Origin of the sequence: Nocardia sp. Root136 (genome assembly GCF_001427185.1) — a bacterium.
In the GTDB taxonomy this organism is placed as follows: domain Bacteria; phylum Actinomycetota; class Actinomycetes; order Mycobacteriales; family Mycobacteriaceae; genus Nocardia; species Nocardia salmonicida.
Genome location: NZ_LMFE01000001.1, coordinates 1896462 through 1918163, shown reverse-complemented (window position 1 = coordinate 1918163; position 21702 = coordinate 1896462). Strand labels below are relative to the sequence as shown.

Annotated in this window: 25 protein-coding genes, 1 tRNA gene and 1 other RNA gene; 20 read left to right on the top strand and 7 right to left on the bottom strand. The window is 67.0% G+C overall.

The window, feature by feature from the left end; all coding sequences use genetic code 11:
* Window positions 1-47 precede the first annotated feature (47 nt).
* From ASD42_RS08930 to ASD42_RS08910, 5 genes are all read left to right on the top strand, one after another.
* On the top strand, window positions 48-281 hold the full coding sequence (locus tag ASD42_RS08930) for a hypothetical protein (protein WP_056812589.1): 234 nt from the start codon (window positions 48-50) through the stop codon (window positions 279-281).
* Window positions 282-590: 309 nt separating this feature from the next.
* The gene (locus tag ASD42_RS08925; RefSeq protein WP_056812587.1) at window positions 591-1205 is read left to right on the top strand and encodes a YdcF family protein; all 615 of its coding nucleotides are present in this window, start codon (window positions 591-593) and stop codon (window positions 1203-1205) included.
* A gap of 95 nt (window positions 1206-1300) precedes the next feature.
* Window positions 1301-2239, top strand: a complete 939-nt coding sequence (locus tag ASD42_RS08920) for an acyl-ACP desaturase (RefSeq protein ID WP_056812585.1) — start codon at window positions 1301-1303, stop codon at window positions 2237-2239.
* 48 nt (window positions 2240-2287) lie between these two features.
* Entirely contained in the window at window positions 2288-2761 is a 474-nt protein-coding gene (gene smpB, locus ASD42_RS08915; protein ID WP_056812582.1) for an SsrA-binding protein SmpB, read from the top strand.
* Window positions 2761-3624 carry a DMT family transporter gene (locus tag ASD42_RS08910; RefSeq protein WP_174555349.1) on the top strand — a complete coding sequence of 288 codons (864 nt, stop codon included), beginning with the start codon at window positions 2761-2763 and terminating at the stop codon, window positions 3622-3624. Before smpB ends, ASD42_RS08910 begins: the two co-directional genes overlap by 1 nt.
* Before the next feature lie 4 nt (window positions 3625-3628).
* Here the strand turns inward: ASD42_RS08910 and ASD42_RS08905 are convergent, their stop codons facing one another.
* Entirely contained in the window at window positions 3629-4927 is a 1299-nt protein-coding gene (locus ASD42_RS08905; protein ID WP_056812581.1) for an ABC transporter substrate-binding protein, read from the bottom strand.
* Window positions 4928-5152: 225 nt separating this feature from the next.
* Here ASD42_RS08905 and ssrA point away from each other — a divergent pair.
* From ssrA to ASD42_RS08885, 5 genes are all read left to right on the top strand, one after another.
* Window positions 5153-5525: a transfer-messenger RNA gene (gene ssrA / locus ASD42_RS33425) on the top strand.
* Between the two features lie 103 nt (window positions 5526-5628).
* Window positions 5629-5958, top strand: coding sequence for an ArsR/SmtB family transcription factor (locus tag ASD42_RS08900; RefSeq protein WP_056815828.1), 330 nt, complete (start codon window positions 5629-5631; stop codon window positions 5956-5958).
* A complete protein-coding gene (locus ASD42_RS08895) occupies window positions 5958-6647 on the top strand; it encodes a cation transporter (protein WP_200950394.1) in 690 nt (229 codons plus the stop codon). The genes ASD42_RS08900 and ASD42_RS08895 overlap by 1 nt, the downstream gene beginning before the upstream one ends.
* Complete coding sequence (locus ASD42_RS08890) at window positions 6647-7255, top strand: methyltransferase family protein (RefSeq protein ID WP_056812578.1); 609 nt, start codon at window positions 6647-6649, stop codon at window positions 7253-7255. Before ASD42_RS08895 ends, ASD42_RS08890 begins: the two co-directional genes overlap by 1 nt.
* A gap of 53 nt (window positions 7256-7308) precedes the next feature.
* The gene (locus ASD42_RS08885; RefSeq protein ID WP_056812575.1) at window positions 7309-8367 is read left to right on the top strand and encodes a hypothetical protein; all 1059 of its coding nucleotides are present in this window, start codon (window positions 7309-7311) and stop codon (window positions 8365-8367) included.
* A gap of 89 nt (window positions 8368-8456) precedes the next feature.
* Here the strand turns inward: ASD42_RS08885 and ASD42_RS08880 are convergent, their stop codons facing one another.
* Window positions 8457-8666, bottom strand: a complete 210-nt coding sequence (locus ASD42_RS08880; protein WP_063816119.1) for a DUF5302 domain-containing protein — start codon at window positions 8664-8666, stop codon at window positions 8457-8459.
* Window positions 8667-8777: 111 nt separating this feature from the next.
* On the opposite strand from ASD42_RS08880, the gene ASD42_RS08875 reads away from it, so the two are divergent.
* On the top strand, window positions 8778-9665 hold the full coding sequence (locus ASD42_RS08875; protein ID WP_056812570.1) for a hypothetical protein: 888 nt from the start codon (window positions 8778-8780) through the stop codon (window positions 9663-9665).
* Here the strand turns inward: ASD42_RS08875 and ASD42_RS08870 are convergent.
* Window positions 9643-10506: a DUF1266 domain-containing protein gene (locus ASD42_RS08870; protein WP_063816114.1), complete on the bottom strand. Its 864-nt coding sequence runs from the start codon at window positions 10504-10506 to the stop codon at window positions 9643-9645. The two genes, ASD42_RS08875 and ASD42_RS08870, sit on opposite strands and share 23 nt — an antisense overlap.
* A gap of 103 nt (window positions 10507-10609) precedes the next feature.
* Here ASD42_RS08870 and ASD42_RS08865 point away from each other — a divergent pair, with 103 nt between their 5' ends.
* Window positions 10610-11305 (top strand): helix-turn-helix domain-containing protein, encoded by a 696-nt coding sequence (locus tag ASD42_RS08865; RefSeq protein WP_084787049.1) that lies wholly within the window; start codon window positions 10610-10612, stop codon window positions 11303-11305.
* 119 nt (window positions 11306-11424) lie between these two features.
* Window positions 11425-11913, top strand: a complete 489-nt coding sequence (locus ASD42_RS08860) for an NUDIX domain-containing protein (RefSeq protein WP_056812562.1) — start codon at window positions 11425-11427, stop codon at window positions 11911-11913.
* On the opposite strand, the gene ASD42_RS08855 is transcribed toward ASD42_RS08860, so the two are convergent.
* The 4 genes from ASD42_RS08855 to ASD42_RS08840 form a co-directional block, all read right to left on the bottom strand.
* On the bottom strand, window positions 11889-12287 hold the full coding sequence (locus ASD42_RS08855; protein WP_056812560.1) for a VOC family protein: 399 nt from the start codon (window positions 12285-12287) through the stop codon (window positions 11889-11891). The genes ASD42_RS08860 and ASD42_RS08855 overlap by 25 nt on opposite strands.
* A gap of 50 nt (window positions 12288-12337) precedes the next feature.
* Window positions 12338-12751 carry an arsenate reductase ArsC gene (locus tag ASD42_RS08850; protein ID WP_056812558.1) on the bottom strand — a complete coding sequence of 138 codons (414 nt, stop codon included), beginning with the start codon at window positions 12749-12751 and terminating at the stop codon, window positions 12338-12340.
* Between the two features lie 139 nt (window positions 12752-12890).
* Window positions 12891-14192 carry a D-arabinono-1,4-lactone oxidase gene (locus ASD42_RS08845; protein WP_056812555.1) on the bottom strand — a complete coding sequence of 434 codons (1302 nt, stop codon included), beginning with the start codon at window positions 14190-14192 and terminating at the stop codon, window positions 12891-12893.
* A 57-nt stretch (window positions 14193-14249) separates the two neighbouring features.
* Window positions 14250-14927 carry a TetR/AcrR family transcriptional regulator gene (locus tag ASD42_RS08840; RefSeq protein WP_056812552.1) on the bottom strand — a complete coding sequence of 226 codons (678 nt, stop codon included), beginning with the start codon at window positions 14925-14927 and terminating at the stop codon, window positions 14250-14252.
* 129 nt (window positions 14928-15056) lie between these two features.
* Between ASD42_RS08840 and ASD42_RS08835 the strand changes: the two genes are divergently transcribed.
* The 7 genes from ASD42_RS08835 (at window position 15057) to ASD42_RS08805 (ending at window position 21644) form a co-directional block, all read left to right on the top strand.
* Window positions 15057-16550 carry an MFS transporter gene (locus tag ASD42_RS08835; protein WP_056812548.1) on the top strand — a complete coding sequence of 498 codons (1494 nt, stop codon included), beginning with the start codon at window positions 15057-15059 and terminating at the stop codon, window positions 16548-16550.
* 174 nt (window positions 16551-16724) lie between these two features.
* Window positions 16725-17141, top strand: a complete 417-nt coding sequence (crcB, locus tag ASD42_RS08830; protein WP_056815822.1) for a fluoride efflux transporter CrcB — start codon at window positions 16725-16727, stop codon at window positions 17139-17141.
* Between the two features lie 64 nt (window positions 17142-17205).
* Window positions 17206-17568: a fluoride efflux transporter CrcB gene (gene crcB / locus ASD42_RS08825; protein ID WP_056815820.1), complete on the top strand. Its 363-nt coding sequence runs from the start codon at window positions 17206-17208 to the stop codon at window positions 17566-17568.
* Window positions 17569-17615: 47 nt separating this feature from the next.
* Complete coding sequence (pgm, locus tag ASD42_RS08820) at window positions 17616-19253, top strand: phosphoglucomutase (alpha-D-glucose-1,6-bisphosphate-dependent) (protein ID WP_056812546.1); 1638 nt, start codon at window positions 17616-17618, stop codon at window positions 19251-19253.
* Window positions 19250-20581: an MFS transporter gene (locus ASD42_RS08815; protein WP_056812542.1), complete on the top strand. Its 1332-nt coding sequence runs from the start codon at window positions 19250-19252 to the stop codon at window positions 20579-20581. The genes pgm and ASD42_RS08815 overlap by 4 nt, the downstream gene beginning before the upstream one ends.
* A 65-nt stretch (window positions 20582-20646) precedes the next feature.
* Complete coding sequence (locus ASD42_RS08810; RefSeq protein WP_056812539.1) at window positions 20647-21390, top strand: DsbA family protein; 744 nt, start codon at window positions 20647-20649, stop codon at window positions 21388-21390.
* A 181-nt stretch (window positions 21391-21571) separates the two neighbouring features.
* Window positions 21572-21644: transfer RNA gene (locus ASD42_RS08805), tRNA-Ala, on the top strand.
* Window positions 21645-21702 lie beyond the last annotated feature (58 nt).

Genomic DNA, 21702 nt, shown 5'->3' with positions numbered 1-21702 from the left:
GAAAGGAACCCGCACCGAATCCGACGACCCCGAGTTACTGTCGAGTCATGGCGAATGGCGAAGGCTCGGACGACGATACGTCGGGCAGCAGCCCAACCGCGGGCGCCGACGCCCCGACACCTCCCATGCCGCACCGCCACATCGACCCGGTCGTCGCGCCCACCCTGCTCGGCGCCCACCACGGCGTGATCCACCGCGGCAGGCCACGCTGGTCGACCATCGCGCTGATCGCGATCTTCACCACCGCCTTGGTCCTCTACCTCGTGCTGAGCCCGGGCTGACGTCCGCGGCCCACCGACCGATCGCCCGCGTTTCGACGATTTCCCATGCGCCGCTGTCGGATTCAGTGCTGCCTCACTGATGGTCGTACTCCGTGCATCGCTGCGGTGCCTGCCGTTCGATCGTGCGCTACCTCGACCCGGCATCCGATTCCGGAAATTTTGCGATGCCCTGCACCAGATCGGCCGACATGCGGATGTGAGTTGTCGTAGCCGCAGGTCAAAGGGATACCTGCTGATGCCTCCCCGGTGCACCGTTGCCGAGCGGGACCGATCACTGTAGATCGGCCCGAGCTCGAGGAGGCGACGGCAATGGTGCGGTGGACTTGGAGTAAGCGTGTGGTGTGCGCCGCGATAGCGGTCACCGGACTGGCCTTCGTGCCGGTCCCCGCCGGTGCCGACCTACCGGCCCCACCCGGCCTCGACTTGGCGCGGGTTTTGGGCACGCCCGTCCTGCCCGGCATCTACGGCCCCGATACCGCGGTGGTGGTGCTCGGCTACGGCCTGACACCGGAGGGCACGATGCGCGAAGAGCTGGTCCGACGACTGCGCGCCGGCTTGGCCCAGGCCGTCTTCGCACCCTGGTCGCCGATCATCGTCACCGGCGGTAATCCACAAGCTGGTCTGTCCGAAGCTGACGCCATGGCCGACTGGCTGGTGGCCGCAGGCATCGACCAGAGCCGGATCCTGCGCGAATCCGAGGCCGAGTCGACGGTGGCCAATGCCCGCAACACGGCATCGATGCTGGCCGAAAGGGGTTTGCGCTCGGTCGTCCTGGTCACCTCGGAGGACCACATCGCCCGAGCCAGAGGCGCCTTCTTCGACGCGGGCGTGCTCGTCGTCGGCGACCTCACCCCCGACCGCGCCCAGTGGGAATCGGTGCCGCTGCACGTCGGTGGCTTCGGCCCCCATCAGGGGAGCCTGTGACCGATCATCGCCGCGGTGTCGACCGCATGATGAGTAGTCGCGGAAATCTCGGCAATCACGCCGAGAACCGACCTCCGGCCTCGTAACGTCGACCCATGACGCTCCACCTGTCCGACAGCGACATCCTCGCCGAGCTCGAGCCGACGGCCGAAGCCAACCTCAACGACCACCTGTCCAAGGCCAAGATGTGGCACCCCCACGACTACGTGCCGTGGGACGAGGGTCGCAACTTCGCGGCCATGGGCGGCGACGACTGGGACCCCGAGCAGTCGCGACTGAGCGAGGTCGCCAAGGCGGCGATGATCACCAACCTGCTCACCGAGGACAACCTGCCCTCCTACCACCGCGAACTCGCCGACACCTTCGGCTTCGACAACGCCTGGGGCACCTGGGTCGGCCGGTGGACCGCCGAGGAGAACCGTCACGGCATCGTCTTGCGTGACTACCTCGTGGTGACGCGCGCCGTCGACCCGGTCGCGCTCGAAGAGGCCAGGATGGCACACATGACCGCGGGCATCGCCAAGCCCGAGAAGGGCTCGCAATTCCTCAAAGGCGTCGCCTACGTCACCTTGCAGGAACTCGCGACCAGAATCAGCCACCGCAACACCGGCGCGCTGTGCAACGACGCGGTCGCCGACCGCATGCTGGCCCGCATCGCCGCCGACGAGAACCTGCACATGGTCTTCTACCGCAAGCTCTGTGCCGCGGCCCTCGACCTCACCCCCGACGCGGCCATGCAGGCGATCACCGACGTGATCCTGCGTTTCCAGATGCCCGGTCTCAACCAGCCCAACTTCCGCCGCAACGCGGTCATGCTGGCCAAACACGGCGTCTACGACCTGCGCCAGCACCTCGACGTCGTCCTGCGTCCGACCCTGCGCACCTGGCGAGTCTTCGAGCGCACCGATTTCGGCCCTGAAGGCGAGATCGCGCGCGAAGAGCTGCACACCTACCTGCTCGACCTCGAGGTCAAGGCGGCCCGTTTCGAAGAGCAGCGCGACCGCGCCATGGCCAGGGCAGCCGCGCGGGTCTGAGTCAGCCATGGAATAAAGCGCTGGCGCCGTCACTTACAGTTGACCGTTATGAGGGAAAAGGGGCGCAAGGTCATCGCGACCAACCGCCGGGCGCGGCACAACTACACGATCCTCGACGTCTACGAGGCGGGGATCGCGCTGGTCGGCACCGAGGTGAAGAGCCTGCGCGAAGGCAAGGCCTCCCTGGTCGATGCCTTCGCGACCGTCGACCACGGTGAGGTCTGGCTGCGCGGGCTGCACATCCCGGAGTTCAGCCACGGCACCTGGACCAACCATTCGCCGCGCCGCACCCGCAAGCTGCTGCTGCACAAGCGGGAGATCGAGCACCTGGTCGGCAAGTCCCGTGAGGGCAACCAGACGCTGGTGCCGCTGTCGATGTACTTCTCCGACGGCAAGGTGAAGGTGGAGCTCGCGCTCGCCAAGGGCAAGCAGGACTACGACAAGCGTCAGGATCTGGCTCGCAAGCAGGCCGAGCGCGAGGTCACCCGCGAAGTAGGTCGGCGGGTCAAGGGCATGCGTTAGTGCTGTCGGTCGTGCTCGCCCTCGTCGCGGCGGCGGGTTACGGAGTCAGCGATTTCTTCGGCGGGATCGCGGCGCGCAGGGTCACCGCATTGCGGGTGGTCGTGGTGTCGTACCCGTTCTCGGTGCTGTTGGTGTTGTTGATCGCGCCGCTGGTCGGCGGGCACGCCGATACCGCGTCGATGATGTGGGGCCTGGCCGCGGGCGTGGCCAGCGGCTTGGCGGTGTGGTGGTTCTACGCCGCGCTCGCCGACGGACCCATGTCGGTGGTGTCGCCGCTCACCGCGGTGCTGGTCGCGGGCATCCCGGTCGTCGCCGGATTCTTTCTCGGTGAGCGGCCCGGGTCGGTAGCGATCGCGGGCATCGCCGTCGCTCTGGTCGCGGTGGTGCTCGTCAGCCGGGAGGCACCCGACGAAACCACCGAGGAGATCACCGGCGGCAGGCCACTGCGTTTCACCCGCCGAGTCGCGCTTCTCACCGTCGGTTCGGGCGCTGCCTTCGGATTCGCGTTCTACTTCCTGCATGAAACCGAGGCGAGTGCGGGCCTGTGGCCTCTGCTCGCCCAGCGTGTCGCGGCGACAGCGGTCGTGTGGACCTCGGCGCTGGCAGCAGGTGAATTCCGTGGCCTGCACGGCGAACCGCTGCGCCTGGCCCTGGCAGTCGGCGTGCTCGATGTGATCGCCAACGCCGCACTGCTCTACGCCTTCCACGGTGCGATGCTCTCGGTGGTCAGTGTGATCGGCTCGCTGTATCCGGCGGCGACCGTGCTGCTGGCGATGGTCCTGCTCGGCGAACGCATCAGCGCCACCCAGAAGGTCGGCATGGTGCTCGCTCTCGCGGCGGTCGCCATGATCGCCGTGAACTGACTCCCTACAGCCGGGTGCAGGGCTCGTGCAGGCCAAGTCGGGCCAGTGTCTTGCCCTGATAGCCGACGCTCACTGCCCTGGCTCCCATCGGTTCTGTCTTGTCCGGTTCGAACACCGCCGACCATTCCGTTTCCAGATCGGGTTCGGCCGCACCGGCCGGATGGATCACGACCATGCCCTCACCGTCGGGTTTCATCGATCCCACGCTGCGCCGTAGGCCGGCCCGGGTGAGTTCGCCGTTGGCCGCCGCGGTCGTGAGCAGGGCTTTGAGCGGATAGGTGATCGCCCAGCCCAGCGAGTAACCGAAGTTGGCGGGTTCACCGGTGATCGCGTCGCGGGCGTGCTTGGCGCCCACGCTGTTGCCGGACCAGCTGTCGACCGGGGTCGTGTAGTTGTAGAGCGCGGTCAGCGCGGGCGCGGCCGCCGATTGCAGCAGAGCCGCGTTCCAGGTGGGCAGCGAGCCGAGGAACCGGCCGGTGAAACCCGACTTCACGAGCTTGCCCACGATCTCCGCGGTCTCGGCGGGACCGGTCGCCAGCATCACCAGATCCGGTGCCGCCTCGAGAATCTCCGCCACGGGCCCGTCCTGATTGCCGACCTCGGCATTGGGCCCGGTGTCGATGCGATCGGCGATCGTCGCGTCGTTGGCCAGCGCCCACTTCAGCGCACCACTGGCGTAGTCGCCGCCGTAGTTGCCGCGATAGGCGACGACGGCGATATTGCGTGGCGCGTAATGGGTCTCGGCGAACCAGTCGAGCCCGATCACCGCTTCGGTGCAGTAGGAGTAGCCACCGCTGAGCACCAGATTGCGGTCGGCACTGCGGTAGTTCCAGCCCGACCACAGGGTGGCCGCCGTGCTCATCATGTCGTCGGCGTCCATCTGATTCAGCATCGCGACGGTCTGCGCGGTCCCGAAACTCATCGACAACGCGAGCACGTTCGGCTCGATCTCCTCGTACGCGCTGCGATGGGTGCGCGGATCGTAGGAGGTGTTGCGGGTATAGGTGCTGATGTCGATGTCGTAGCCGCCGATGCCGCCCGCCGCGTTCACCTGCTTCCAGAACGCCACCTGACCGTCGTTCATCGAGGCACCGAGTGGGGTGAACGGCCCGTTCTCGAGATCCGAGAGCACCCCGAGGTAGATGCAGCCGCGTTCGGTGTTCGCCGACCCGGGGCAGGGGGTGCTGGTGACGCCCGGCGCGGCGACGGATTCGCTCGACGAGCAGGCCGCGGCCAGCACGAGACTCGCAACAGCCGGGATCGCCGCGAATCGGCGCAGTCCACGCTGACTGGTGAATGCCATGAGATAACTCCTTGCTGCAGTCACCCAGTACATTTCACAGTCCCGGGGCGGCCGAACGAGAACAGTACCCGCCTCTACCGGCGGTCCCACCCGGATTCGCGGAGGCGATCTGGCAGGGTTCGCTACAAGATCACTCAGGCGACACCGCGAGCTGGCAGAAATAATGGGAAGAACCGACGCCGCGCCGGTGTTAATATGACTAGCCCGCACGGTGCGGGCACGTACGGGGCTGAACGGTTTCGACTGCGTACGTTGATTCAGGGGAAGCGTGTCGGTGCAGGCAAGAGACCACCGTAAGCGTCGCTGCAACCAATTAAGCGCCGATTCCAATCAGCGCGAGTACGCCCTCGCTGCCTAAGTAGCCAGGTCGTCTCTGTCAGTCCGGGTTCGTCCCTCGACCCGGGTACTGGCATCAGCTAGAGGGAATTACCGTTCGGCTCGGTCGCGGAGTCGAAGGGGACATCAAACAGCGACTGGGATCGTCATCCAGGCTTGTTCGCGAGACTTGGAGATCCAAGCAGAGACATAGCGAACTGCACACGGAGAAGCCCTGAAGACGCGGCGGAGGACCCGGGTTCGATTCCCGGCAGCTCCACTGAAGCCCCTCACCTGACACGCAGGTGAGGGGCTTTTTCGTGTTCGCTCAGAGACGCAATTAATACATCATATTCTGAATACAGATTCAGATGTACTATCAGACGATGGAATCCACGGTGCAGACCGACGCGCTCTCCCGGTTCGGGTACGCCCTCTCGGACTCGACCAGAACCAAGATCCTGCTCAGTCTGCGCAAGAAACCGGGCTATCCGTCGGCGCTTGCCGAGGCGATCGGTGTCTCGCGTCAGATTCTGTCCAATCATCTGGCCTGCCTGCGTGGATGTGGCCTGGTCGTCGCGGTTCCCGAGGGACGGCGTAGTCGTTATGAGCTGGCCGATCCGCGGATCGGGCGGGCGTTGGACGATCTGGTCGGACTGGTGCTTGCTGTCGATCCGGCCTGCTGCCCGGCGGCGGAATCGGATGGCTGCTGCTGATGAATGCGATCGGGATGCCGGTGGCGCCGAGTTCGGTGCGCAAGGCGGTCTTGGCGAGCCGGATTCGGTGGTTGGTAGCGGCGACGATCAGCTACAACGTGGTCGAGGCGATCGTCGCGCTGACCGAAGGCGCGCGGGTGTCCTCGTCGGCGTTGATCGGGTTCGGGCTGGACTCGGTGATCGAGGTGTCCTCGGCGGCCGCGGTGGCGTGGCAGTTCGCCGGGCGCGATCCGGCGGCGCGGGAGAAGGTGGCGCTGCGGGTGATCGCGTTCTCGTTCTTCGCGCTGGCCGCCTATGTCGCTGTGGATGCCGTCCGTTCGTTGTTGGGGGTCGGTGAGGCGCGGCATTCGATGGTCGGGATCGGGCTGGCGGCCGCGAGTCTGGTGATCATGCCGGTGTTGTCCGCCGCGCAACGCAGGGCCGGGCGCGAACTCGGGTCCGCCTCCGTCGTGGCCGATTCCAAGCAAACCCTGTTGTGCACCTATCTCTCGGCCGTGCTGCTGGTCGGCCTGCTGCTCAACAGCCTGTTCGGTTGGTCGTGGGCCGATCCGCTCGCGGCGCTGGTGATCGCGGTGATCGCGGTCAAAGAAGGAATCAACGCCTGGCAGGGCGAAATCTGTTGTGCGACAACATCTACCGATGTAGCCCCTCGCGGCTGCTGTGACAACGACGATCGAGGAAACACATGATGGCGATCTGCGCGCTCGTTCTGTATCTGGTGTTCGGCCTGCTGGGCTTCGGCTGGCGCAGTTGGCGCCAGCATCAGGCGACGGGGTCGACCGGTTTCCACGGCATCAGCGGGCGACCCGGCTCGCTGGAATGGCTCGCCGGCGTCGGTTTCGTCGCCGCGATCGTGGTCGGAACGGCGTCATCGTTGCTTCAGCTGGCCGGTGTCGTAGCCCCGATCGGGGCTCTGTCCGCGATACCGATTCAGACGGCCGGATTCGTTCTCGCCGTCGCGGGTATCGCGGCCACGCTGTACGCGCAGATCGAGATGGGCGAATCGTGGCGTATCGGGGTAGATCCCAGTGAGACGACGGCTTTGGTCGATACCGGTGTGTTCGGTCTGGTTCGCAACCCGATCTTCACCGCGATGCTCGTCTTCGCGGGCGGTGTCACGCTGATCATTCCGAACGCTGTCGCGATCATCGCGTTCGTACTGTTGCTGGTGACCGTCGAGCTCCAGGTGCGGGCCGTCGAAGAGCCCTATCTGACACGGGTTCACGGCGCGCACTACCGCGCCTACCTCGCGACGACGGGACGGTTCGTCCCCGGCCTCGGACGGGCGCCGCTCTGATCCGGTAGACCCTGGTGGAGGGCGGTGCGGGTGGGCCACGTAGAACTGAGCGAATGACGCGGTATGCATACGACTCGGGGGCGGGAACGCTGGTCGCTACCTGGGGGACCGGTCGGGGTGATCTCGCCGAGACGATCGCCGAGGTGCCGGGGACGGAGCACGGGGTGGAGCTGGCGGCGGCGCTGGCGAGTCTGGCGCGGTTCCAGTGGCGGACCTACACCCATCCGGCGACCGCTGCCGGGGATCCCGATATCGAGAACGGGGAAGCGTGGCGGCGGGCGGAGGAACGCAATCGCTTCGAGAAGGTCGAAGCCGCGCTGCGCACCCCCAATCTGCCCGACGAGGACGGGTGCATGCTGGTTTTCTACAGCCCTATCGAGGAATCCGCGCACCACGTGGGTCGCGTGCTCCACGCGATCGGTGACGCGAGCCTGGTGGACCGTGTGGTGAACGAGGTGCTCACCGAGCAGGCGGCGATCATCGCCGCGGAACTGGGCGATCTGGCAGGCCGGGCCAGGCAGGCCGTCGAACTCACCCGCCCGGAGATCTCCCCGGTGCAGGTGCACGCTGCGGACAGCCTGCTGCGGGCCAACCCGCTGGGCACGATCGACCTGTTCACCGAATTGGACCCCGCCGCCGCATCGGTCGCCGCCGCACACTGGCTGCGGGCCGCGGCGACGGTGGCCGGGGAGGTCACGGGCCTCGAGCCGGTGGACGTGGTCGCCGAGGCGGACGACATCGAAGCACTCCAGGTGGAAACGCCGACCGTGGTCTTGGAACGGCTCGGCGCGGGGGAGACGCCGACCCAGGTGGTGGTCGACCTGATCGCCGATGCCATCGCCGTTTCCGAAGGCAAGGTTCGCGACCTGGACGGCATCATCGAGGCTGCGCAGGAAATCGAGGAACGCGACGACGACGACGATCCCGACGACTGGACCGACGGCTACCGTATCTGCCGCCTCGACCCCACCCGTCCCGCGATCGATCTACTCGAAGACCTGCTCGGCGCCATCCGGGGATGTTGGCTGGTCTTCAGCGAAGCGGACAGCGGCACCACCTTCGAGAACGCCGTTCGAACCGAAGCGGACGCCGATACCTCCCGCTTGCAGTAGCTCCCGATTCACCGAAAAGCCCTGCGCCGCAAGGTGAGTACCGACGGCGCAGGGCTGCTCACAGAAGAGAGAAGCCGCCCGGCGCGGAACTATCCGCCTGCGCGACGGCGGAAGGTGCGCTTCCCACCCGCCTGCGCATGCGTCCCACGCACTTTGGCGGAATTCTGGGCGGCCCCACCCGCGGAGGAGTGGCCGTTCTTCCGCTCGAGCGCCTCGCGGAACCTCCGCTTCGTCGCCTCCTCCGGAGTTTCGATCGCGTCCGCGGACTGTTCGGCGGAGACTTCCTGTTCATCGGGCATCCCTACAGCCTGCCACCTCAGCGCACGTTCGCACACCATCGGCAGGACCATCGACCTGCCCGCGACGGCCTCTCGGTAGGATCCACCGATGCGGGGCAGGCCAGGAGGGACGTGGCTTTGATCGAAGTATGGGGTGCGCGAGTCGCAGTCCGGTATGCGGACGGGCGACTGGTGACGACGCCGCTGCGCGCCGACAACGAGATCGCGCTCGACGTCGGTGTGGCCGAACTGGCCAGGATCGCGCTCGCGAACACCGAGGACGGGCAGATGGCGTTGCTGCTGTTCTTCCGGTCGGCGCAGTTCGTGGTCAACGGTGCGCCGACGGATCGGCACCCGGTGCCGGTGTTCCTCGAAACCGACCTACGTGCGCAGGCGCAGGCCCTGATCAGAGCCGTCGAACGCGACTTGGTCAGCCTACGCAGGGTGTTTCCGCCCCGACCCAATCTCGTTCCACCGCAATCCGTTCAGGGTTCGAACGGTCGAAGACGTCCCGATGTCACCGCGGCAGCACACCGAATGCGCCACGCGGGCAACTCCTTACGCGAGATAGACATCCTGCACAGCTGCGCCCGCACCGACGAGTTCGTCCTCGAACTGGCCCAAGCCGGGCACGAAGGTGCGCCGGGTCTGGTCGCGATCACAACCCTGCGCCTGCTCTTCGTCTCCGCGTGGGCGGTCTACGAATTCCCGGTCTCGGTCCTCACCGATGCCGAAGTGCGCACGACCCCCGGACAGGTTGCCACCCTGCGGATTTCGGGCGCGGGCACCGAGCTGGACTTCGTCGACTGGGAACCCGCCGACTTCACCCGCATCACCGAGGCCGTTCGCCTGGCCTGCGAAATCGAGCATGTCGACGGATCCATCACCCAGTCCATGCCCTGCTCGGCCGACCTCTTCGGCGAATGGCAACTGCTGGTGGAACGCCGCAAACTGGGGATGGTCGACGACGACCCGTTCCGCCGTCAAGCCGTGGGCATCATGCTGACGATGCCGGGCTGAACACCGGCGCACCCGGATGCAGGGCCACCCGCCGCCACGGACTCGACGGCCGCAGGTGCAGCCCCGCGATCATCCGCCTACGTTCGGCCACTTGGCTTTTCGCGGCCGACAGGTCCTGCGTGGCCGCCCAGAAGATCGCTCCCGTGAGGAACCCGTCGCCGAACTGTCGCCAGTTGCGATAGTGCTGACGCGCTCGATCCAGCCCGGTCAGCATGTGCTCCCATGCCTCGTCCTCGGTCAGATACCCCGCCGTGCAGGCGGCGCGGGCGATGAACACCAGCCGTGCCAGATCCCATGCGGTGGCGTCGATCTGCAGCGGCGTCGGCAGGCTGTCGGTGATGCCGAGCTTGATGGCTTGCAGCCATGCGTCGTAGTCGCGATCGATGCCGGCAGGCCCGCGATAGCCGCGGAAACTCGACAGCGTGTGCAGGAATTCGCGGTGTTCGTCGGCCAACCCGGACCGGTCCACCCGGCCGGTATCGCTCGCGGCCATGACGGCGAGCGGATGGACGAGTTCGAACAGCGGCGCGTGCATCCCGGCCAGCAACCGCCGCACGGTGTCGTGCGCGTCCTCGGCGTTGTCGACACCCCACGACTCGTGCAGTCCCTCGATGGCGGTCTCCCGACGCGTCGAGGTGCTGTCGGGCTCCTCCGGCAGGAACGCGACGCCGTCGCACTGCGCGCCCCAACTGCGCCCGTAATACGCACCGACGGCCAAAGCCCTGATCCGGTCGTCGTCGATCCTCGCCCCGGACCACACGTCCGGCTCGATATCTATATCCGCTCCGGGAAACCCCGCCACCCGTGGCCGTCCACCCTGCACTGATGCTGTCGGTTGCATTGGCACCCCTCTGCCGAGCCGAACGTTGTGGCGTCGAATCTTACGTACCTGGTGAATGCGGTGCGGCAACTGCCTGTCGGTGGGGAGGGCTACCGTCGGAAGTGTGGCGGAATACCGGGAACGCGCATCGAGACTGGACCGGGCGGTGGTCTGGTCGCGAACCATGCCCGCCCACACCGGTCCCGTCACGGTGTTCCCCGACGGCTGCATGGATCTGATCTGGACCGAGGGCACGCTGATGGTGGCGGGCCCGGACAGTCGCGCGTTCCTCACGCCGAGCGCGCGGGCGAGCGAGTTCGTCGGCATCAGGTTCGCGCCGGGCACCGCGCCCACGTTGCTCGGGATTCCCGCGGTGGAACTGCTGAATCAGCGGGTCGACCTGGCCGAGATAGCACCCTCGCGCACCACCAGGGAACTCGTCGACCTCATCGACAACGCGCCCGACCGCGTTGCTGCCTTGGAGGCGGTCGCATTACGATTCGCCGCCGATAACGGTGCGGCCGATCCGGCGCTCACCGCCGTCGTCGATTCCCTGTCGATCGGCGCGACAGTCGCCGAAACCGCCGCTCAGACGGGGATGTCGGCCCGGATGTTGCACCGGCGTTCCCTGTTCGCCTTCGGCTACGGACCCAAGATGTTGGCCCGTATTCTGCGTTTTCAACGTGCGTTGGCGGGGCTTCGCACCGGAACTTCCGCCGCGCAAATCGCCGCGGTGACCGGCTTCGCCGACCAGGCACACCTGTCTCGGGAGGTCCGTGACCTGGCGGGATGCTCGGTGCGCACCTTGCAAACCCGCTGATCGGGCGTCCAGCCGCCCGGAAAGTCTCATTCGGCACAGCGTGACGGAAGGTTTAGGCTCGATAGTGCACGCCCCGTCGCAAGTGCTCAGTCCGAACACCGACGAGAGGATGTGACCTGATGATCGATGAATCCGTGTACTCCACGCTCCGTATCGAGGCAGAACGAGACGAAATCCGTCGGCTTGTCGTCGGCGCGGTCGTCGACCGCCATCATCGAGTGCTCATCCTGCGCCGTCGACGATCGGATTTCCTCGGTGGACGGTGGGAGTTGCCCAGCGGCGTCGTCGAGCCGGGTGAGGCACTCGACGAAGCGCTGGCCCGCGAAGTCGCGGAGGGAACCGGGCTGCAGGTCACCGGCGTCAGCGACTATCTCGGCGAGTTCGACTACCTGACCGGCGAAGGCGCCCGCACCAGGCAGTTCACCTTCGTCGTCGACGTGGCCGCGTCGGGACCGGTGACGCTTACCGACCACGACGCGCACCTGTGGACGAGGCTCACCGGAGAACCCCCGGTGAGCGATGAGGTCCGCGAGATGCTCGGCCGCTACCAGCGGCGTCAGCGCGACCCCCACGACTGGTCGGCCTATTCGGCGGGCAACGGCGCGTAGAGGTCGATTCCGTGCCCGTCGGGGTCGGCGAGCGAGGCGTAACGCTGGCCCCAGAAGGCATCCCACGGTGCGAGTTCGCCGTGATGGCCGGCGTCGACGAGTTCGGCGTAGAGCTTGTCGACCTCGGCCGGATCGGCGCATCGGAACGCCAGACTGCTGCGGCCGGGACCGGTCGGCGGCTGCCAGTCGGGCGTGAAGGAGGCGATCGTCGCCTCGGTGTCCAGCGCCAGCCGCAGACCACCGCCGATCACGGCCTCGGCATGGCCCTCGGATTCGGCGCCGTCCGGGAAAACCAGGCCCAGCCTGCGGTAGAAGGCCACCGAAGCGGCCATATCGGAAACAACAACGGACACGACATCGAGCTGTGGAGTCATATTCGCAGCTTAGGCACCCGAGTGGGGTGCGGTCTTGAACGAATCGGACGTCAGCGCGCGGGTACCGGCACCAGTTCGCCGAGCAGATTCCCGATCAGGATCTGCAGGTGGTCGCGGATGCCGCGCACCACCTCGATGGGCTGCCCGGCCGGATCCGGCAGCACCCAGTCGCGGTAGCTGATTCCGGGAAAGTACGGACACACCTCGCCGCCTCCCACCGTGACCACTACATCCGAGATCCCGACGACATCATCGGTGAGCGGTGTCGGCCGTTCGCCGGAGATGTCGATCCCGATCTCGGCCATGACCGCCACCGCGACGGGGTCGAGCACTGCCGCCGGTTCGCTGCCTGCGGTGCGCACCTCGATCCGGTCACCGGCCTTGGCGCGCAGCAGACCCGCCGCCATCTGTGATCGGCCCGCATTGTGCACACAGACGAACAACACGCTGGGAGTGTGGGCCATGGTCGCCCTTTCGGCGCAGGGGCGAAGTGCTTGTGGCGCTTCGGGTATCACCGTCATCATTCCACCAGGGCGCGGCGACGGGGCAGGGTGCGGGCTATCCGGCGATACTGTTGTCCGAGCAGTGTCCGCGCCGTGACGCTCAGTCCAGTGAGCCGAGCACCCGGTGCACGTAATCGTTGGCGAACACCCCGGTGGGGTCGAAACGCCGTCGAACCGCGGTGAAGCGGTCCCATTCGGGGTAGCGCGGGCGCAGTGTCTCGGCGGTCTGGAAGTGGCGTTTGCCCCAGTGCGGCCTGCCGTCGTAGGCGTCGAACACCGCCTCGCACGCGCGGAAGTACGGTTCCCACACCATGCCCTGATACTGGTGCACCGCGATGTAGCAGGTCTCGCGTCCGCCTGCGGGGGACAGGAAGGCGTCGTCGGGCGCGACCCAGCGCACCTCGATCGGCATCGGTGTGCCGAATCGCCTTCCCAGTGCCAGGATTTCGCGAATCGCCTCGGCGGCGTGCGCGCGCGGGATCGCGTATTCCATCTCGTTGAACTTCACCAGCCGCGGCGTGGAGAACACCCGGTAGGAGCGGTCGACCTGCCGGTTGTTGCTGCCTGCCAGGGTGGCCGCGCGGTGAATCATGGGGATGGCGGCCGGAATTCGCCGACCCAGCCTGCACAGGCCGTCGTAGACATGATTGGCGATCAGGATGTCGTTGAGCCACTCGCTCACGGTGCCGCGCGGTTGTTCCGGCGCTTCGGTTCGGTCGATGGCCTTGGTCATCGCCGTGTCGCTGTGCGGGAAGGCGAAGAACTCGAAATGATCACTGCCGTCGGCGAATTCGTCGATGTCGGCGAGCACCTCGTTCAGTGGCACCGGCCGCTCGACGCACTCCAGCACGAACGACGGTTCGAGCTGCAAAGTGGCCGCGGTGACGACGCCGAGCGCGCCGACACTGACCCGCGCCGCCTTCCAACCGTCGGGATCGGTCTGCTCGTTGAGCTCCACCCGGGTGCCGTCGGCCCGCAGCACCTCCACCGAATGCAGGGCCGCGGAGATATTGCGCAGCCGGGCACCGGTGCCGTGGGTGGCGGTGGCGGTCGCGCCCGCGAGGCTCTGGGTATCGATGTCGCCGAGATTGGGAAACGCCAGTCCGTGCGCGTGCAGCAGTGGGCTCGCCGCGTGCAGCGAGATCCCGGCCTCCACGCGCACCTGGCCGGCGTCGACGTCGACATCGAGGACCTTGTTCAGACCACTGAGATCGACCAGCGTGCCGTCGGTGAGTACGGCGTCGGTGAACGAGTGCCCCGACCCGGCCACGCGCACGGTCCGGCCCGCAGCGGCCGCATCGGTCACTGTCGCGGCCAGTTCCTCGACGTCACGCGGCGCGGCGACGACGGCGGGTGTGCAGCGTTGCTGGCCTGCCCAGTTCACCCAGGTGTTCTTGGTCATGTGTCCAACAGTAGAGGATGCGCTGTGACGCGCGCTACTGGTCGGCCAGGTTTCGATTCAGCGGCGACGGCCGAGGCAGCTGGCGGCCTTGGCTCGCTCGACTTCCTCGTCGGTCATCGGCGAGACCAGCAGGGGCCTGCGCGGCACCGCGTCGGTGCGGACGCCGTTGAGCGCGATGGCCATATACCGTTGCCACACTTCGGAATTCACCGGCCCGGCGAACTCGGCGAGTGCGTTGACCATATGGATCAGCGCGAAGAAGTCCGAGGTGGCGACATCGGGGTCGATCGTCCCGGCGTTGCGCGCGCGATCGATGATCGCCGTGACCGAGGGATGGATCCGGTCGCGCAGGTCGGCGAAACGGGCCGGATCTTCCTCGAGTTCGAGCATCACCTCGCTGAAACCGCGGTTGGTCGCCAGGTGTTTGCACGCGCTCTCGAAGAATTCGACGAGCCCGAGCCAGGCGTCCGTGTTGCCGAGGGCCGCCTCGGCCGCGTCGGCGAAGTCTTTGACGTGCTGGTCGAAGACCTCGGCGATGAGTTCCTTCTTGTTGGCGAAGCGCCGGTACACGGTGCCGACACCGACGCCCGCGCGCTCGGCGACGTCGTCGAGGGTGATCTCGAGGCCGTGATCGGCGAATAGCTCACGGGCGGCCGCGACGATGCGTTGCTGGTTGCGCGCGGCATCGGCGCGCAATCTGCGGGGTGGTGTGGCAGTCGTCGTGGCGTGATTCACAAGTACATCCTATCAATCCAGGGATTAAGTGGAGGTCGTTTCTCCGTTACTCTGGTAGCTTCGAATGAAGCGGAGGCGGTATCTCCGATTATGCCACCAGAAACCATCCGCAGACCTACTAGGGGAGTTATGACCACCACACTCGACACCGGGCCCAAGAGCCCCGCGGATACCGGTCGCCGCGGCTCGCACGCCCTGCGCTGGTGGGTGCTTGCCGTACTCGGCATCGCCCAGCTGATGGTCGTGCTCGATGCGACGATCGTCAATATCGCTCTGCCCGCGGCCCAGGCCGACCTCGGTTTCGGCGACGGTGACCGCCAGTGGGTCATCACCGGTTACGCCCTCGCATTCGGCAGCCTGTTGCTGCTCGGCGGCAGGCTCAGCGACCTCTTCGGTCGTCGCAACACCTTCATCATCGGCTTGGTCGGGTTCGCGGTGACCTCGGCCATCGGCGGCGCGGCCACCACCTTCGAGATGCTGGTTGCGGCCCGTGTCGGCCAGGGTGTGTTCGGCGCGCTGCTCGCGCCCGCCGCGCTCTCGCTGCTCACGGTCACCTTCACCGAACCCAAGGAACGGGCCAAGGCATTCGGCATCTTCGGCGCCGTGGCCGGTACCGGTGGCGCGATCGGCCTGCTGCTCGGTGGCGTGCTCACCGAATGGGCGTCGTGGCGCTGGGCGATGTATGTGAACCTGATCTTCGCCGCCGTCGCGCTCGTCGGCGCCGTGCTGCTGCTCGCCAAGCACGTCGCGACCTCGCGGCCCAAGCTCGATTGGACCGGCACCGTCGCCGTCACCGTCGCGCTGTTCAGCATCGTCTACGGCTTCTCCCACGCCGAGTCCAACGGCTGGAGCGACCCGACCACGCTGGCCTTCCTGCTCGGTGGCGCCGTGTTGCTCGCGGCCTTCGTGTGGATCGAGACCAAGGTCGCCCACCCCTTGCTGCCGTTGCGCATCGTCGCCGACCGCACCCGTGGCGCGTCGTACCTGACCGTGTTCGTCATGGGCATCGGCATGTTCGCGATCTTCTTGTTCCTCACCTACTACATGCAGCTGACCCTGGCGTACACGCCGATCGTGACCGGTCTGGCGTTCCTGCCGATGGTGGCGGGCATGGTGGCCTCCTCGACCACCGCGCCGTCGCTGTTGCTGCCGAAGGTCGGACCCAAGGTCGTCATCAGTGGCGGATTCCTGATCGCCGCGGCGGGCATGCTGTGGCTCACCCAGATCGGTCTGGATTCGAGCTACGTCACCCATATCCTGCCCGCGCTGGTATTGCTGGGCCTCGGCCTCGGTGGTGCGATGTCGGTCGCGTTCCAGGGTTCGACGGCGGGTGTGCAGCACGAGGACGCGGGCGTCGCCTCGGCGATGGTCAACACCAGCCAGCAGGTCGGTGGTTCCATCGGTACCGCGCTGCTCAGCACCATCGCGGCCTCGGCGATGACCGACTACGTGTCGACGCATCAGCCGGGCCCGCTCACCGCGGCGCAGGGTGCGATCGAGAGTTACACCACCAGCTTCTGGTGGGCGACGGCCACTTTCGTGCTCGGCGCGATCGTGATCGCGGTGCTCATGCCGAACACCGTGCCCGCCCCGGCCGAAGGCGAGCCGGTGCTGGCGCACTGATCGAGAACAATCGCCCGACGATGGCCCGAACCGACAATCGGTTCGGGCCATCGTCGTTCGTCCGTGGCGGCTGCTGAAAGTTTGCCACGGTGCGCACCGCTCGCCCGAGTGTCGGTGGGTCTCGATACCATGGGCAACGACCACCACACGGATCGGCCAACGGGAGGCGAACGCATGACATCGCGGCCTCCGGCGCTCGATCCGGCCGTCCTCGCGGCGATCTCGGTGGGCGGCGGGCTCGGCGCTACCGCCCGTTTCGGCGTCGGACACTGGTGGCCGGTGCTCCCCGGCCGATTCCCGTGGTCGACGTTCACGGTGAATGTGCTCGGGTGCTTCGCGATCGGGGTGCTGATGGTCGTGGTCACCGAACTGTGGGATGCACCGAAACTCGTGCGACCGTTCCTGGGAATCGGTGTGCTGGGGGGCTTCACGACTTTCTCCACCTATAGCCTCGAGATTCGTAGACTCATCGGCATCGGTGAGACGGGTACGGCGGTCGCCTATCTCGGCCTGTCGGTGCTCGCGGCACTCGGTGCCGTGGCAGTTGCCATGATCGCGACCCGGTGGGTCGCGCGGCGGGGGTTCACATGAATTCGACAACGGAAGGGGGCCATCCGATGGTCGAGATGTGGGCTCCCACAGCGGGAGGCACGGCATGACGGTGGCGCTGGTGCTGGCCGGTGGCATGCTCGGCGCGCCCGCCCGGTACCTGATCGACCGGCGGATGTCGGCGCGGTTTCCGACTGGGCTGCCGTGGGGGACGCTAACCGTTAACATTGTCGGTTCGGCGTTGCTCGGGGGTTTGATCGGCGCGAGTGCGGGCAGTGCGCTGCTGGCATTCGCGGCAACCGGCTTCTGTGGTGCGCTGACCACGTTCAGCACGTTCGGGTACGAGACGATCCGTCTGGTAACCGAGGGCGCCTACGTGTATGCCGTGGGCAACGTCGTGATCAGCGTCGCGGCGAGCCTGGCCGCGGTATACGCCGCTGCGTCCCTGACCCAGTGGTTGTGCGCATGATTCTCATGACCAGCCGCGCGCAGCCGACACGGAAGGGAACACCCACCATGGCCCACGATCGCGCCGGACGGCCTGCCCGCCCGACCGACCTGGTGGACATCGCTCACCTGGTCACCGCGTACTACAGCCTCGTCCCCGATCCGGAGGAGCCGAGCCAGCAGGTGGTGTTCGGCACCTCGGGCCACCGCGGGTCCAGCGAGGACGGCGCGTTCAACGAGGCCCACATCATGGCGATCACGCAGGCGATCGTCGAATACCGCGCCACCCGTGACATCACCGGCCCGGTCTACCTCGCGCGCGACACCCATGCCCTGTCCGAACCCGCGTGGACCACCGCGCTCGAGGTCCTGGCCGGCAACGACGTCACGGCCGTGATCGACGCGCGTGGCCGCTACACCCCCACGCCCGCGCTGAGTCATGCCGTGCTGAACCACAATCGCGGCGGCACCAAGCACCAGGCCGACGGCATCGTGGTCACCCCCTCGCACAATCCACCGCGCGACGGCGGCTTCAAATACAACCCACCGCACGGCGGCCCCGCCGACACGAAGGCCACCGACGCCATCGCCGCCCGCGCCAACGAACTGCTGCGCGGCGGACTGGCCGAGGTCAAACGGGTCTCGCTCGATCAGGCGATGAGCACCCACGTGCAGCGCTACGACTACCTCGACCAGTACGTCTCCGACCTGCCGAACGCGTTGAACCTGGACGCGATTCGCGGCGCGGGCATCCGGATGGGCGCCGACCCGATGGGTGGCGCGAGCGTGGACTACTGGGAGGAGATCGGGCAGCGCTTCGATCTCGAGCTCGAGGTGGTCAACCCGTTCGTCGACCCCACCTGGCGTTTCATGACCCTCGACAGCGACGGCCAGATCCGGATGGATCCGTCCTCGCGCCACGCCATGGCGGCCCTGGTCGGCATCAAGGACGACTACGACATCTCCACCGGCAACGACGCCGACGCCGACCGGCACGGCATCGTCACTCCCGACGGTGGCCTGATGAACCCCAATCACTTCCTGGCTGTCGCGATCGAATACCTCGTCGCGAACCGGATGTGGTGGGACGCGCTCACCAAGATCGGCAAGACCGTTGTCACCTCGTCGATGGTCGACCGTGTGGTCGGCGTGCTCGGGCGCGACGTGTACGAGGTGCCGGTCGGGTTCAAGTGGTTCGTGCCCGGATTGTTCAGTGGCAGTTTGGCTTTCGGCGGTGAGGAGAGCGCGGGCGCGTCGTTCCTGCGGATGGACGGCACCGTGTGGACCACCGACAAGGACGGCATCCTGCTCGCCCTGCTCGCCGCCGAGATCGCCGCCGTCACCGGCCAGACCCCCTCGGCCAGGTACGGCGAACTGGAACGCCAGTACGGTAGCCCCGCCTACGCGCGGATCGATGCCGCCGCCACCAGCGAACAGAAGGCCAAGCTCGCGCGCCTGACCCCAGAGGCCGTCACCGGTACCGAGATCGCGGGCGAGGAGATCACCGGCATCCTCACCACCGCGCGCGGCAACGGAGCGCCGCTGGGCGGGTTGAAGGTGACCACGGAGAACGCCTGGTTCGCCGCACGTCCCTCGGGCACCGAGGACAAATACAAGATCTACGCCGAGTCGTTCCTCGGCCCTGAACATCTCACCCAGGTGCAGGCTGCGGCCGAGGAGATGGTCAACCAGGCGCTGGGCGAGTGAGCGCTCCGGCCAAAGTCCGGCTACCCGCCGAGATCTGGGTACTGATCGCGGCCGCTTTCGTGATCGCTCTCGGGTTCGGCCTCGTCGCACCCGTTCTTCCGCAGTACGCGCGCGAATTCGGGGTCGGCATCGCCGCCGCGTCGGCGATCGTGAGCGCGTTCGCGTTGATGCGGTTGTTGTTCGCGCCCGCCAGTGGGCGGCTCGTGCAGAAGCTGGGCGAGCGGCGGGTGTATCTGGCCGGCATCGTGATCGTGGCGGTGTCGACCGGGGCGTGCGCGCTGGCGCAGACGTATTGGCAACTGCTGGTGCTGCGTTCGCTGGGCGGCATCGGGTCCACGATGTTCACGGTGTCGTCGATGGCGCTGATCATCCGGGTGTCACCGCCCGCCGCGCGCGGCCGGGTTTCGGGGGTCTACTCGACCAGTTTCCTGATCGGGTCGTTGTTCGGGCCGTTGGTCGGCAGCAGTCTGGCCGGTTTCGGGCTGCGTGCGCCGTTCGTGATCTACATGGCCGCGCTGCTCGCGGTGTGTGTGATCGTGTTCGCCGGGCTGCGCGAATCGCCGGTGCTCGCGCCCGAAAACGGCGCGAAGCCTGTCGAATTCACCTTCCGGCAAGGGTGGGCCGAGCCCGCCTATCGGGCGGTGCTGCTGTCGAGTTTCGCCGGTGGCATCGCGGTGTTCGGTGTGCGGATGGCGTTCGTTCCGCTGCTCGTCGTGGAGACGCTGCATCAGGAAGTCGGCATGGCGGGTGTCGCGCTGACGGTGTTCGCCGCGGGCAACGCGGCCGTGTTGTTCGCGTCGGGCAGGCTCTCCGACCGGCTCGGCCGGAAACCGTTCCTGATCGCCGGGTCCGTCATCTGCGCGCTCGGTACCGGTGCGCTCGGTTTCGCGCCGACCCTGCCGTGGTTCTTCGCCGCGTCGTTCATCGCGGGCCTGGGGTCGGGGATGTTCAGTCCGGTGCAGCAAGCGGCGCTGGCCGATGTGATCGGGTCGCGGGCCCGCGGCGGTCCGGTGCTGGCCGCGTTCCAGATGTCGGCCGATCTGGGCACCGTGCTCGGCCCGATCGTCATCGGGTGGTTGGCCGAGCGCACGTCGTTCGGGGTGGGCATGGCCGTGACCGGCGCGGTGCTGGCGGTGTCGGCCGCAGTGTGGGTGTTCACTCCCGAGCCCTCGCAGATCGAGCACCCCGAAGACCCGGAGCACCCCGATCACGCGGGCGACGGCATCGACCCGCAATGCGCCTGCGACGGCAGCCCCGACGGTAAGCCGGTGGTGCGTGACGGCATGGTTCCCGCCGGTCGACCCAGCGATTACCACAAGCCGCAATAGCAGGTCAGCGCCATTTCGACGTGCCCGCGCGGCGCGCCGCCGTCGACTCGAGGCAGAGTGGACGGGTGAGCACAGCCGGTTCTTCGCACAATCCGCGTCCCGTTTCCAGCAACACCACCTACGCGCTGGCCGCGGTGGCGGTCGTCCTCATCGGGTTGATCGTGTTCGCTGCCTACAAGTGGAGCGCGGAACCGCCGCCCGCCGTACGCAACGAGGGCTACGGTCCCGTCCGCGAGGCCGCCGTGCAGGTCACCACCACCACCCCCGACGGCGTCATCCGCCTCGGCCGCCCCGACGCCGCCAAGACCGTCGACATCTTCGAAGACCCCATCTGCCCCGCCTGTGGCGCGATGGAAACCGCCTACGGCCAGGAACTGGCCCAGAAGATCGACGAAGGCAAGCTCGCGGTGAACTACCACCTCGTCACCTTCCTCGACCCCCAGTCCAGGAGCAAGGACTACTCCACCCGCGCGACAGCCGCGAATCTCTGTGTCGCCCAAGGAGGTTCGGGCCCCACCTACAGCAAATTCCACGAGACCCTGTTCACGAAGAAACAGCCCGACGAAGGCGGCTCCGACCTGAGCAACCCGGCCCTGGCCACCATCGCCACAGAATCCGGCGCCCCCGAATCCGTGGCCGCCTGCATCAACAACGGCACCCAGTCCGAAGCCGCCAAGTCCGCCGCCGCGAAGAACCTCGCCGATCTCGACGCCCGCACCGACAACAAGGCCGCCACCCCCGCGATCTACGACGGCACCACCAAGATCGACTGGCAAGACGAGAACTGGGTAGTGAACCTGGCCCCATGAGCCCCCGCGTGAGGTTCGGCACATTCTACCCCTGACCAGCCGATCCTTCCCGCCCCACGGGCCACTGCACCCCCGCCCGTAACCCCACATTTTCGCCGTCTACCAGCCGATTTGTTCTCTCTCAGACGCATGGTGTAACTTCATTCAGGCAGCAGCGAGAGCCGCTGAAACAACTGAACACGGGGCTATGGCGCAGCTGGTAGCGCACCACACTGGCAGTGTGGGGGTCAGGGGTTCGAGTCCCCTTAGCTCCACAGGAAAATAGGTCAGGCCCGGTCTCAGACCGGGCCTGACCTATTTTATTGTGTCTAG

Excerpts from the sequence above, each read along its gene's own strand:
- ASD42_RS08930 (WP_056812589.1), top strand. The coding sequence starts at position 48 with ATGGCGAATGGCGAAGGCTCGGACGACGATACGTCGGGCAGCAGCCCA.
- ASD42_RS08925 (WP_056812587.1), top strand. The coding sequence starts at position 591 with ATGGTGCGGTGGACTTGGAGTAAGCGTGTGGTGTGCGCCGCGATAGCG.
- ASD42_RS08920 (WP_056812585.1), top strand. The coding sequence starts at position 1,301 with ATGACGCTCCACCTGTCCGACAGCGACATCCTCGCCGAGCTCGAGCCG.
- smpB (WP_056812582.1), top strand. The coding sequence starts at position 2,288 with ATGAGGGAAAAGGGGCGCAAGGTCATCGCGACCAACCGCCGGGCGCGG.
- ASD42_RS08905 (WP_056812581.1), bottom strand. The coding sequence starts at position 4,927 with ATGGCATTCACCAGTCAGCGTGGACTGCGCCGATTCGCGGCGATCCCG.
- ASD42_RS08900 (WP_056815828.1), top strand. The coding sequence starts at position 5,629 with ATGGAATCCACGGTGCAGACCGACGCGCTCTCCCGGTTCGGGTACGCC.
- ASD42_RS08895 (WP_200950394.1), top strand. The coding sequence starts at position 5,958 with ATGAATGCGATCGGGATGCCGGTGGCGCCGAGTTCGGTGCGCAAGGCG.
- ASD42_RS08890 (WP_056812578.1), top strand. The coding sequence starts at position 6,647 with ATGGCGATCTGCGCGCTCGTTCTGTATCTGGTGTTCGGCCTGCTGGGC.
- ASD42_RS08885 (WP_056812575.1), top strand. The coding sequence starts at position 7,309 with ATGACGCGGTATGCATACGACTCGGGGGCGGGAACGCTGGTCGCTACC.
- ASD42_RS08880 (WP_063816119.1), bottom strand. The coding sequence starts at position 8,666 with ATGCCCGATGAACAGGAAGTCTCCGCCGAACAGTCCGCGGACGCGATC.
- ASD42_RS08870 (WP_063816114.1), bottom strand. The coding sequence starts at position 10,506 with ATGCAACCGACAGCATCAGTGCAGGGTGGACGGCCACGGGTGGCGGGG.
- ASD42_RS08860 (WP_056812562.1), top strand. The coding sequence starts at position 11,425 with ATGATCGATGAATCCGTGTACTCCACGCTCCGTATCGAGGCAGAACGA.
- ASD42_RS08855 (WP_056812560.1), bottom strand. The coding sequence starts at position 12,287 with ATGACTCCACAGCTCGATGTCGTGTCCGTTGTTGTTTCCGATATGGCC.
- ASD42_RS08850 (WP_056812558.1), bottom strand. The coding sequence starts at position 12,751 with ATGGCCCACACTCCCAGCGTGTTGTTCGTCTGTGTGCACAATGCGGGC.
- ASD42_RS08845 (WP_056812555.1), bottom strand. The coding sequence starts at position 14,192 with ATGACCAAGAACACCTGGGTGAACTGGGCAGGCCAGCAACGCTGCACA.
- ASD42_RS08835 (WP_056812548.1), top strand. The coding sequence starts at position 15,057 with ATGACCACCACACTCGACACCGGGCCCAAGAGCCCCGCGGATACCGGT.
- crcB (WP_056815822.1), top strand. The coding sequence starts at position 16,725 with ATGACATCGCGGCCTCCGGCGCTCGATCCGGCCGTCCTCGCGGCGATC.
- crcB (WP_056815820.1), top strand. The coding sequence starts at position 17,206 with ATGACGGTGGCGCTGGTGCTGGCCGGTGGCATGCTCGGCGCGCCCGCC.
- pgm (WP_056812546.1), top strand. The coding sequence starts at position 17,616 with ATGGCCCACGATCGCGCCGGACGGCCTGCCCGCCCGACCGACCTGGTG.